9 protein-coding genes are annotated in these 11,756 nt (G+C 69.5%); 6 read left to right on the top strand and 3 right to left on the bottom strand.

Features of this window, described 5'->3' with window-relative positions; all coding sequences use genetic code 11:
- The 3 genes from FE633_RS46055 to FE633_RS46045 form a co-directional block, all read left to right on the top strand.
- Nucleotides 1–971 (top strand): SIS domain-containing protein (locus FE633_RS46055; protein ID WP_138051123.1); only part of this gene is annotated, 971 nt, incomplete at its 5' end.
- A gap of 175 nt (nucleotides 972–1,146) precedes the next feature.
- Nucleotides 1,147–2,298, top strand: a complete 1,152-nt coding sequence (gene manA / locus FE633_RS46050; protein ID WP_138051122.1) for a mannose-6-phosphate isomerase, class I — start codon at nucleotides 1,147–1,149, stop codon at nucleotides 2,296–2,298.
- A 122-nt stretch (nucleotides 2,299–2,420) separates the two neighbouring features.
- Nucleotides 2,421–3,398, top strand: coding sequence for a cation diffusion facilitator family transporter (locus FE633_RS46045; protein WP_138051121.1), 978 nt, complete (start codon nucleotides 2,421–2,423; stop codon nucleotides 3,396–3,398).
- A 94-nt stretch (nucleotides 3,399–3,492) separates the two neighbouring features.
- Here FE633_RS46045 and lepB read toward each other — a convergent pair whose 3' ends face one another.
- Nucleotides 3,493–4,173, bottom strand: a complete 681-nt coding sequence (gene lepB, locus FE633_RS46040; RefSeq protein WP_138051120.1) for a signal peptidase I — start codon at nucleotides 4,171–4,173, stop codon at nucleotides 3,493–3,495.
- A 138-nt stretch (nucleotides 4,174–4,311) separates the two neighbouring features.
- On the bottom strand, nucleotides 4,312–6,495 hold the full coding sequence (locus FE633_RS46035) for a fructose-specific PTS transporter subunit EIIC (protein ID WP_138051119.1): 2,184 nt from the start codon (nucleotides 6,493–6,495) through the stop codon (nucleotides 4,312–4,314).
- Nucleotides 6,496–6,904: 409 nt separating this feature from the next.
- On the opposite strand from FE633_RS46035, the gene ahcY reads away from it, so the two are divergent.
- Both ahcY and FE633_RS46020 read left to right on the top strand, forming a co-directional pair.
- On the top strand, nucleotides 6,905–8,362 hold the full coding sequence (ahcY, locus tag FE633_RS46025) for an adenosylhomocysteinase (protein WP_138051117.1): 1,458 nt from the start codon (nucleotides 6,905–6,907) through the stop codon (nucleotides 8,360–8,362).
- Nucleotides 8,363–8,507: 145 nt separating this feature from the next.
- Nucleotides 8,508–9,122: a hypothetical protein gene (locus tag FE633_RS46020; protein WP_138051116.1), complete on the top strand. Its 615-nt coding sequence runs from the start codon at nucleotides 8,508–8,510 to the stop codon at nucleotides 9,120–9,122.
- 73 nt (nucleotides 9,123–9,195) lie between these two features.
- On the opposite strand, the gene FE633_RS46015 is transcribed toward FE633_RS46020, so the two are convergent.
- Nucleotides 9,196–10,176, bottom strand: coding sequence for an RDD family protein (locus FE633_RS46015; RefSeq protein ID WP_138051115.1), 981 nt, complete (start codon nucleotides 10,174–10,176; stop codon nucleotides 9,196–9,198).
- Nucleotides 10,177–10,292: 116 nt separating this feature from the next.
- Between FE633_RS46015 and FE633_RS46010 the strand changes: the two genes are divergently transcribed.
- Entirely contained in the window at nucleotides 10,293–11,300 is a 1,008-nt protein-coding gene (locus FE633_RS46010) for a stage II sporulation protein M (RefSeq protein WP_138051114.1), read from the top strand.
- Nucleotides 11,301–11,756: the final 456 nt, after the last annotated feature.

The following is an 11,756-nucleotide window of genomic DNA, read 5'->3' as shown; positions in this document are numbered from 1 at the left end:
CCCGCGCGGTCCTCATCGCGGGCCCCGGCGCCGCCGCGAGCTGCGCCGCCGATCTGCTCGGCACGCTCGCCGGCGTCGGCTGCCCCGTCACACGCCTGGCTCCCACGGGCGTCGCCCCGGCCGCGGGCGCGCTGCGCTGGGAGCTGCCCGGCTGGGCAGGCCCCGTCGACCTGCTCCTGATCGCCACCCCTGACGGCAGCGAGCCCAGCCTCTCGCTGCTGGTCGACCAGGCCTACCGCCGCGGCTGCACGGTCGCCGCAGTGGCCCCGGCCGGCTCCCCGCTCACCGATGCGGTGGACGGCGCCCACGGTCTCTTCGTACCGATGGCGACCGCGCCGTACGAGCCGGAAGAACCCACCGCCGCCTCCGCCCCCGGCGTCCTGTGGGCCCTGCTCACCCCGCTGCTCGCCCTCCTCGACCGCACCGGCCTGGTGACCGCGCCGCCCGACGCCCTGCACAAGGTCGCCGACCGCCTCGACCACATCGCCGAACGGTGCGGCCCGGCCATCGCGACGTACAGCAATCCCGCCAAGACCCTCGCCACCGAGCTCGCCGAGGCACTCCCGCTGATCTGGACCGAGGGCCCGTCCGCGGGACCCGCGGGCCGCCGTTTCGCCGCCGCGCTCGCCGAGCTCGCGGGTCGCCCGGCGCTCGTCGCCGAGCTGCCCGAGGCGCTCGCCGCGCACAACGTCCTGCTCTCGGGCGCGCTGGCCGCAGGCGCCGACCCCGAGGACTTCTTCCGCGACCGCGTCGAGGAGACGCCGGTCATGCACGCGCGCGTGGTCCTCCTCAGAGACCGGCCCGCCGGCGGCCTCAGCGCCGCCCCCGCCGCCCGCGACCTCGCCCTCAGCCACGACACCGCGATCAGCGAACTCGAACCGGACGACGGCGGCGACCTGGAGACCCTCGCGGAGCTGATCGCCATCACAGATTTCGCGGCCGTTTACCTGGCGCTCGCCTCGGGAGCCTGATGCTTGCACGGACCCCCGACCGCCGTCCTCACCTCACGTGAACCGAACCGTGAACATGTGAGTCGTGAAGCTGCGAATCGTGAACATGCGATTCGTGAGGCTGCGAATCGTGAACACGCGATTCGTGAGGCTGCGAATCGCGACCATGTGAACAGAGAGCGCAGAAAGAACCCTCATGGACCGCCTCGACAACACCATCCGTCCCTACGCCTGGGGCTCGACCACGGCCATCCCGCGCCTCGTCGGCGTCGAGCCGACCGGCGAACCGCAGGCCGAGATGTGGATGGGTGCCCACCCGGGCGCGCCCTCGCGCACGGCCCGCGGCCCCCTCACCGAACTGATCGACGCGGCCCCCGAGCGCGAACTGGGCGCCGAGACGGTGGCCAAGTTCGGCCCGCGCCTGCCGTTCCTGCTCAAGATCCTCGCCGCGGGCGCCCCGCTCTCCCTCCAGGTGCACCCCGACCTCGCCCAGGCCAAGGAGGGGTACGAGGACGAGGAGCGCCGCGGAGTCCCCATCGACGCCCCGCACCGCAACTACAAGGACGCCAACCACAAGCCCGAACTGATCTGCGCGCTCACGGAGTTCGACGGCCTGTGCGGATTCCGGGCCCCGCTGGAAGCCGCCGACCTGCTCGCGGCCCTGGAGGTCGACTCCCTCAAGCCGTACGTCGATCTGCTGCACGCCCACCCCGAAGACGCAGCCCTGCGCGAGGTGCTGACGGCGGTCCTGTCCGCGGACACCGAGCAGATGGCGGTGACGGTCACCGAAGCAGCCGCGGCCTGCACACGGCTCGGCGGCGCCCACGCTCCGTACGCCGACCTCGCCGACCACTACCCGGGCGACCCCGGCGTCATCGCCGCGATGCTGCTCAACCACGTCCGACTCCAGCCCGGCGAGGCCCTGTTCCTCAGCGCCGGTGTCCCGCACGCGTACCTGAACGGCCTCGGCGTCGAGATCATGGCCAACTCCGACAACGTGCTGCGCTGCGGCCTCACTCCCAAGCACGTCGACGTCCCAGAACTCCTGCGCATCGTCCGCTTCGAGGCCGGCGACCCCGGCGTACTGCGCCCCGAGGCGTCCCCCGACGGCGAAGAGGTCTACGAGACGCCGATCGACGAGTTCCGCCTCTCGAGGTACGTCCTCCCGGAAGGCGCGCCCTCCCGCGACCTCACCCTCCGTACGCCGCAGATCCTGCTGTGCACGGCGGGCTCCGTACAGGCGGACGACCATGCCCTCGCTCCCGGCCAGTCCGTCTTCGTACCGGCGGGCGAGAAGACCGAGGTATCCGGGACCGGCACGGTCTTCCGGGCCACCGTGGTGGCCTGACGCCTCTCAGCGGCGGCCGGACGCGCCGGTGTCGGCCCGGGCTGCAACAATGGCCCACCGTCAAGGGTGGGCAAAGCCCGGGGCGGCGGACGAGACGGCAGACGAAGGGACATCGGGAACACATGAGCGCGTCAGGCGGCACCAAAGCGATTGTGGCGGCACTGGCCGCCAACCTCGCGATCGCGGCAGCGAAGTTCGTGGCGTTCCTCTTCAGCGGCTCCTCGTCGATGCTGGCCGAGTCCGTGCACTCGCTCGCCGACTCGGGCAACCAGGGCCTGCTGCTCCTCGGCGGCAAGAAGGCCCAGCGTGAGGCGACCCCGCAGCACCCGTTCGGCTACGGCCGCGAGCGGTACATCTACGCCTTCCTCGTCTCGATCGTCCTCTTCTCGGTCGGCGGCATGTTCGCGATCTACGAGGGCTACGAGAAGATCAAGCACCCGCACGAGATCGACCACTGGTACTGGCCGGTGGGCGTCCTCGTCTTCGCGATCATCGCGGAGGCGTTCTCCTTCCGGACGGCCATCAAGGAGTCCAACACGCTGCGTGGCAAGCAGTCCTGGACGGAGTTCGTGCGGCATGCGAAGGCACCCGAGCTGCCGGTCGTCCTGCTGGAGGACCTCGGCGCGCTGGTCGGTCTGATCCTCGCGCTCGGCGGGGTGGGTCTGGCGCTGGGCACGGGCGACGGCATCTGGGACGGCATCGGCACCCTCTGCATCGGTGTTCTCCTCATCGTCATCGCCATCGTCCTGGCCGCCGAGACCAAGTCGCTGCTCCTCGGCGAGGCCGCGGGCCTGGAAGACGTCAAGAAGATCGAGGCAGCGATCGTCGACGGCGACACGGTCACCGGCATCATCCACATGCGCACGCTCCACCTCGGCCCGGAGGAGCTGCTCATCGCGGCCAAGATCGCGGTCCAGCACGACGACACGGCCACCCAGGTCGCCTTCGCGATCGACGCCGCCGAGTCCCGCATCCGCGAGGCCGTCCCGATCGCCCGCGTCATCTACCTCGAGCCCGACATCTACCGGGAAGCCGAGGCCGCGAAGGGCGCGGATCGCGAGGCCACGCCCGGGGGGCCGGCGCAGACCTCCGAGCACTGATCTCGCACACGGCCGTACATGGCTGTACGGAGCTGGGGCCCGCCGAGGATTTCGGCGGGCCTCAGCGTTTTCTCGGCGGGCCTCTGTGCTTTTCTCAGGCGTGTACGGGCCACGGCGGCAACGGAGGCACCGACCGCTTCCGTACCACCAGGGCGGCGATCCCGAAGCCGAGCCCGATGAGCGCGAGGACGAGCCCGAGCAGGCCGGCCCCGAACCACACACCGAGCACGCCGAATCCATCCGCCACCCGGCCCAGGACCGCCGCGTTCGCCACCGTGCCCTGATGGCCGTCGCTCGGGTAGAAGCGCGAGTCGTTCGAGTTCACGCGGTGGTCGCCCAACAGGAACAGCCGCCCGGACGGGACCTTCACGTCGTACGGCCGATGTATCCCGTCGGCGAGGCCGTCCTTCACGTACGGCTCATCGAGCGGCTGCCCGTTGACGGTGATCCGCTCGCCCGTCCCATCGCCCGCCCCACTGCCCTCGCAGCACACGACCCGGTCTCCGCCGACCGCGATCACGCGTTGCAGCACGGCTCCCTCGATGTTCCTTTCCGGTACCGAGAACAGCACGACGTCCCCACGGCGCACCTCGGCGCCGCTCATCCGCTCCACGACCAGCCGATCGCCGATGGAGTAGGTCGGTGACATGCCGTCGCTCACCACGGTGACCCCCGTGTAGGCCGACCGCACATACAGCAGCGAGCCGGCAAGGATCAGCAGCCCCAGCGGGCCCAGCACCCATGCGGTGACCGCGAGTCTTCGTCTCTTGCCCATCGCTGCTCCCTCCCCATGCGGCACATCCGCGGGCGCAGAGAATAGCGGCCATCGTTGAACGAAAGGGCCCCGCATCCCTCGGACGCGGGGCCGCTTGTGTCCGTGGACGCATGGCCTGTGCCTGTGCCTGCTCGGCGACTACTGAATCTCGCGCAGCACGCCGAGGATCGCCGCCTCGTCCGGAGCCGACACCAGCCGCTCACGGAAGCCCGTGTCCATCAACTTGCGGGACAGCAGCGCCAGGATCCGCAGATGCTCGTCGCCCGCGGCGGACTCCGGCACGGCGATCATGAAGACCAGCTTGGCTTTCGTACCGTCGAGCGCGCCCCACGCGACGCCCTCCGCCGACCGCGCGAAGCCGACCACCGGCGCGGTCACCGCGTCGGTCTTGGCATGCGGGATCGCGATCTCCTCGCCGAGCCCGGTCGTGCCCAGCGCCTCGCGTTGCAGCGCGGTCCGCACCAGCTCCTCGACATCCGTGACCTCGGCGGTGGTGGCAAGCAGCCCGGCCATCTCCCGGATCGCGGCCTCCTTGTCCTCGGCATCGAGTCGCACCTTGACGGTCTGCCGGGTGAGGTAGCCGGAGAGGACTTCGCCGGACGTGGGGGAATCGGCGGAGGTTGAGGCATCGGCGGGGGCGGGGGCATCGGCGGGCGGCGCCGGGGAGGCCGCTGCATCCGGAGCCGGCGTAGACGTATCCGGAGCCGGCGTAGACGTAGACCTCGCCGTCGGCGCAGACGGCTGGCCGAGGGCGCCCGCAGCTGTCGACGTCGTACCGTCCCCTGCGCCTCCACCGACACCCACAAGCGCCGGCTCGGGCTTCGACGAGGGCCCGTCAACCAGCGACCGCGCCCGCAGCCGGCGCTCACTGACGTCGACGAGCGCCACCGTCGTCAGCGCCGTCACCACGGTGCCGATCGCCACGGCCACGAAGAACATCGGTACGCCGCCCACGGCACCCAACACCGCCACGATCGGCCCGCCGTGCGGCACCGCGTCCTCGACTCCGGCGACACCCGCGATCGCCCCCGCCACCGCGCCGCCCAGCATGTTGGCGGGGATGACCTGCGCGGGCCGCGCCGCCGCGAACGGGATCGCGCCCTCGGAGATACCGAACAGGCCCATGAACAGCGAGGCCAGTCCCGTCTCACGCTCCTGTTCCGTGTACAGCCGCTTCCGGATCAGCGTGGCGAGGCCCTGGCCGAGCGGCATCACCGGGATCGCGGCCGCGCACATCCCCATGACCGCCTGGTTGCCCGTCGCGATGAGCCCCGCGCCGAACAGGAACGCCGTCTTGTTCACCGGCCCGCCCATGTCGAACGCGATCATCAGACCCAGGATCGCGCCGAGAAGGATGGCGCTGGAGCCGGTCATCCCGCTGAGCCAGTCCGTCAGCTGCTCGAAGACCCAGGAGATCGGCTGACCGATCACATAGATGAAGAACAGACCGAGCGCCGTCGTCGCCACGATCGGGATCACGATGATCGGCATGATCGGCTGCACGAACTTCGGGACCTTGACCCTCTTGATCCACAGCACCAGATAACCGGCGAGGAACCCGGTCACGATCGCCCCGATGAAGCCCGCGCCCGCCTCGGAGTCGTACAGCGAACCGGTGTTGGCGATCCACCCGCCGATCATGCCGGGCACCAACGCGGGCCGGTCTCCGATCGCGTACGCGATGTAGCCGGACAGGATCGGCACCATCAGCGTGAAGCCGATGACGCCGACATTGTTGACGTCCATCCAGAAGGAGTCCTTCGGGATGACCAGACCGCCGGACGGATCGGTGTGCCCGCCGAGCGACAGCGAGATCGCGATCAGCAGCCCGCCGACCACGACGAACGGAATCATGTAACTGACGCCGTTCATGAGCGCCTTGTACGTGACACTCCGCTCCCTGCCGCCGGCGCCACCGCTGCCCGTGCCGTTGGGCGGAGCGGCCGCGGCACCCCCGCTGTGCACCGGTGCCGTCCGCACCTCCTCGATCAGCCGCTCGGGATGGTGAATGCCCTCGGCGACCCCGACCGTCACCACCCTTTTCCCCGCGAACCGGCTCAGGTCGACGTCCTTGTCGGCCGCGATGATGACGCCGTCAGCGGTTCTGACATCGTTGTCGGTGAGTATGTTTTCAGCCCCGATCGAACCTTGCGTCTCCACCTTGATGTCGATGCCGAGACGCTCCGCCGCCTGCGAGAGCTTCTCCGCCGCCATATAGGTGTGGGCGATGCCGGTCGGGCACGCGGTCACTGCGAGCAGCTTCAACCGCTGCTGCTCTCCATCGCCGCCGCCCGTGGGGGGAGGGCCGGCCGGACTGGTCACGTGGATCTCCTAACGCCTTTGTCATACAAGATCGACACAAGGCAGACACGCAAGATCGATATGCCCTGCGCCCTGCATCCTGCAACACGTAAGCACAGGTTCAAAAGTTCGAAAGCCCTTGTTCTCCAGTCAGGTTGACTCCTGCTCAGGGCTGTGCAGACCCTGGTGTCCGCCTCGTCCGTCCCTCAATCTGTCCGGAGGCCGACTGGGGTCCGCTGGGCCGATCGGTGTAGATTCGTAACCGAGCCAGACGTCGCTGCTGATGGCGGTCGGGCGGCCCCACGCGGGCCAACCGAGGGAGAGAGGGCCTCCGACGGACTGCGCTGCGCAAAGGCATCGGGCATTCGTATGCCCGCCGCCGCGCAGACCAGCCGTACCCACCTCGACCCAACCCCGAGGAGCAGCTCGTATGACGACTGTCGATAACCGACAGGACTTCAAGGTCGCCGACCTCTCCCTGGCCGACTTCGGCCGCAAGGAGATCACCCTCGCCGAGCACGAGATGCCCGGCCTGATGGCGATCCGCAGGGAGTACGCCGAGGCGCAGCCCCTGGCCGGAGCACGCGTCACCGGCTCCCTGCACATGACCGTCCAGACCGCCGTGCTCATCGAGACCCTGGTCGCCCTGGGTGCCGAGGTCCGCTGGGCGTCCTGCAACATCTTCTCCACCCAGGACCACGCCGCCGCCGCCATCGCGGTGGGTCCGAACGGCACGGTGGACAACCCCCAGGGCGTCCCGGTCTTCGCCTGGAAGGGCGAGACTCTGGAGGAGTACTGGTGGTGCACGGAGCAGGCGCTGACCTGGCCGAACACCCCCACCGGCGGCCCGAACATGATCCTGGACGACGGCGGTGACGCCACCATGCTGGTCCACAAGGGCGTCGAGTACGAGAAGGCGGGCAAGGTCCCGTCCGTCGACACCGCGGAGTCCGACGAGCACCGCGTCGTCCTGGAGCTCCTGAGCCGGACGATCTCCAACGGCTCGCAGAAGTGGACGCAGCTCGCCTCGGAGATCCGCGGCGTCACGGAAGAGACCACGACCGGCGTCCACCGCCTGTACGAGATGCAGCGCGAGGGCACCCTCCTGTTCCCGGCGATCAACGTCAACGACGCCGTCACCAAGTCGAAGTTCGACAACAAGTACGGCTGCCGCCACTCCCTGATCGACGGCATCAACCGCGCCACCGACGTACTGATCGGCGGCAAGACCGCGGTCGTCTTCGGCTACGGCGACGTGGGCAAGGGCTGCGCGGAGTCCCTGCGCGGCCAGGGCGCCCGCGTGATCGTCACCGAGATCGACCCGATCTGCGCCCTGCAGGCGGCGATGGACGGCTACCAGGTCGCGACCCTCGACGAGGTCGTCGACAAGGCCGACATCTTCGTCACCACGACCGGCAACAAGGACATCATCATGGCCTCGGACATGGCCAAGATGAAGCACCAGGCGATCGTGGGCAACATCGGTCACTTCGACAACGAGATCGACATGGCCGGCCTCGCGAACATCCCGGGCATCGTCAAGGACGAGGTCAAGCCGCAGGTCCACACCTGGACGTTCCCCGAGGGCAAGGTGCTCATCGTCCTCTCCGAGGGCCGCCTGCTGAACCTGGGCAACGCCACCGGTCACCCGTCCTTCGTGATGTCCAACTCGTTCGCGGACCAGACCCTGGCCCAGATCGAGCTGTTCACCAAGCAGGCCGAGTACCCGACCGACGTCTACGTGCTGCCCAAGCACCTCGACGAGAAGGTCGCCCGCCTCCACCTCGACGCGCTCGGCGTGAAGCTCACGACGCTCCGCCCCGAGCAGGCCGCGTACATCGGTGTCGAGGTCGAAGGCCCGTACAAGCCGGACCACTACCGCTACTGAGCACGCGCCGCGCCACCGCGTTGCACGTGGGGAGTGCGCCCGTGCACTGACACACTCCTCAGCAGCAGGTCCCAGGCAGGCCCCCGCACCCCCGTGCCGGGGGCCTGCCCGTTGCGGGACCGACCCCAGAAAGACCCAGGACCCCATGCCCCGCGGCCGATATTCGCTCCATGATCCGCACGACCACACCCCTCTCGGCGAAGAGCACTTCCACTGCGCGCCCGGCCCCTCCGGCTGGCGCTACGTCTCCCAAGTGATCAGCCCCTCCGGTGACCATGCCGGCTCCGTCGACCTCACCCTCGACGACCTCGGCCGCCCCATCCGTCTCGAACTCCACGCGGCGAGCTGGCAGGTCCGAGGTGCCGCCATCGACGGCGTCACCTGGGTCCGCACCGACCCCACCGGGACCCACGCCACCGAAGGCAATGTCCGCGCCCACGCCTTCACCGGCACATCCCCCGCGTTCCTCATCGCCACCGCACGTCTGCTGCGCCTCACCCCCGATTCCTCCGCCACGCGCGTACGCCTCGTCGCCTTCACCGATCCGGTCCTCGCCCCGCGCACCCTCGACCAGTCCTGGGCCCTGATGAAGAGAGAAGCACACGCCACTGACAACGGCCCCCTGATGGTGGAGGAATACCAGGTCACAGCCCTGGACACCGGCGAGCAGCACGCCGTGCACATCTCCGGCGACGTCGTACTCGCCGCCCCCGGCATCGAACTCGAGGACCTCGACTCGCCGCCGTCGGTCTTCACCTGACACCGGGCCGGAGGCACGCTCCGGCACACGGCTGCGTACGGCTGCCCGCCGCCGGCGCGCAGCGTCCCCCGCGTTACGCGGGCGGTACGAACCCCGTGGCGGGGCGCTCGTTCCCGGAATCCTGCGCGGCTTCCTGCGCCGGGGCATGGGACAGCGGAGCCGCGGCGGGGGAGGCAGGGGCGGTGGGGCCAGTGGCCGCAGGAGCTCCCGGCCCGGTCGGCCCAGAGCCCGAGGAGTAAGAGGAGTAAGGGGAGACAGGGGAGTGCGCGGAACTCGGCGGCTGCGCAGCGGCGTACTGCGTTGCAGGCCCGCCGAACGCCCGCCGAGCCTCCCGAGCCTGCCGCTCCTGCATCACCGCCGCCAGATACGCCGCCGGCGGCACTCCCTGCGGCGCGGGAGCACCGGTGCGCTCCGCGACGTCGGCGGCGAGTCGCTCGGCCATCGCCCAGCCGACCTGCGGATCCAACTGCTGCATCCGCGTCAGATACTGCCGGACAGCAAGCCACAGCCCATCCGGGACCGCGGACAGATCAAGTCCGGAAAACCGTCCCGCCAGCCAAGGCGGCGGAGGCGGCATGAAGGGCGTATGCCCGGCGGGAACCCGTTCCCGTACGACCAGCGTCCCCGCGAACACATCACCGAGCCGCCGCCCCCGCGCCGACACGAGCGACGCGATGCACGCCACGATCCCCAGCGTCATCAGGATCTCGACCACGCCGACCGCCCCACGCACCAGCGCATGACGGAACCGGATCGGCCCGCCGTCGTCGCGCACCACACGCAGCCCGCACGCCAGCTTCCCGAGCGACCGCCCATGACTGAGCGTCTCCACCGCGATCGGCCCGCCGACCAGGACAAGAAGGAATGTCGCGATCGACACCGCCGTCTGTGCTGCCTCATCCAGAGCGGCCGTGGACGCCACGAGAGCCACGGTCACGGCGACATACACGGCCACCGCCACCACAAGGTCGATCAGCACGGCCAGCGCCCGGCTGGGCAGCTTCGCGGGCCGCAGCTCCAGCGCCACCGCCTCGCCCGTCACAAGCTCACTCACGCTGCCGTCCTTCCCCGAACTGACCTGAGAACCGCCAGTCTGCCAAGCTGAGGGCACATCGCGCCGCAGTGCGACAAGCTGACCACACGACGAGCAGCCGAGGAGCAGCCAACCCGATGGACCTCGACGTCTTCGTGTCCGCCCACCGCGCCGAGTGGGATCGGCTCGACGCACTCCTGCGCCGCCAGCGCCGCCTCAACGGTGCGGAGGCCGACGAACTCGTCGTCCTCTACCAGCGCACGGCCACCCACCTCTCCCTGATCCAGTCCAGCGCCCCTGACCCCCAGCTCACCGGCCGCCTCAGCCAGCTCGTGGCACGCGCGCGTAGCGCCGTGACAGGCACGCGCCGCGCCTCTTGGCGCGACGTGACCCGCTTCCTTACGTACGGTTTCCCCGCCGCGGTCTACCGTTCGCGCCACTGGTGGGTACCCACCGGGCTCCTCTCCACCGTCGTCGCGGCCATCCTGGGGTGGTGGATCGCCACCCACCCGGAGGTGCAGTCCTCCATCGCGGCCCCCAGTCAGCTACAGGACCTCACCCGCCCCGGCGGCCAATACGAGACGTACTACTCGAGCCACCCCGCAGCGTCCTTCGCGGCCCAGGTGTGGACGAACAACGCTCAGGCCGCCGCGATGTGTCTCGTACTCGGCGCCTTCCTGTGCGTCCCTGTCATCTGGATCCTCTTCCAGAACATGCTCAACCTCGGTGTGGGCATCGGACTGATGTCCTCGGCCGGCCGCCTCGACACCTTCCTCGGCCTCGTCCTCCCCCATGGCCTGCTTGAGTTGACCGCCGTCTTCGTAGCCGCCGGTACGGGACTGCGCCTCGGATGGACGCTCATCGACCCGGGGCCCCGCCCCCGCCGCGTGGCCCTTGCCGAGGAGGCCCGCGCCGCCGTGGGCATGGCGATCGGCCTCGCCCTGGTCCTCTTCGTCTCCGGCGCCATCGAAGGCTTCGTCACCCCATCCGGCCTCCCGACCTGGGCCCGCATCGCCATCGGCATCGCCGCTGAGCTGGTCTTCCTCGCGTACGTTTATGTCCTGGGCGGTCGGGCAACCCGTGCCGGTGCCACGGGCGACGTAGAGGAGTCGGAACGCAGCGCTTCCGTGCCGACCGCGGCCTGATGTGCGAGCACTCCGGCCGAGCTGCTAGTCTCCTCTTCGCCCCACGGGACCCGTTGACACGGGACGTGTGGGGAGGTAGATTTGCACAGTTGCGCGGAGCCAGGCAGGCTCGGCAGCAGCGGTTGACATCTTCCGCTTCCCGGAATTCGCTTCCGGAGAAGCCCCCGATTACTCAGGAATGAGCGGTCTGTCAGGCCGGTCAAAAACTTCTGATAAAGTCGGGCTCGCCGAAAGGAAGCCGCAAGGCAACCGAATAGGCAAGGCCCCTCCAACTGGCCACCGGAAACAAATTCCGACCCGAAACGGGACGGGAAACGGGTCTGGTAAGGTTGGAAACACCGAAGGGAAGCGCCCGGAGGAAAGCCCGAGAGGGTGAGTACGAAGGAAGCGTCCGTTCCTTGAGAACTCAACAGCGTGCCAAAAATCAACGCCAGATATGTTGATACCCCGTCTCCG

Source organism: Streptomyces montanus (assembly GCF_005786655.1).
In the GTDB taxonomy this organism is placed as follows: Bacteria; Actinomycetota; Actinomycetes; order Streptomycetales; family Streptomycetaceae; genus Streptomyces; species Streptomyces sporangiiformans.
This window is presented reverse-complemented; position numbering and strand designations above follow the sequence as displayed.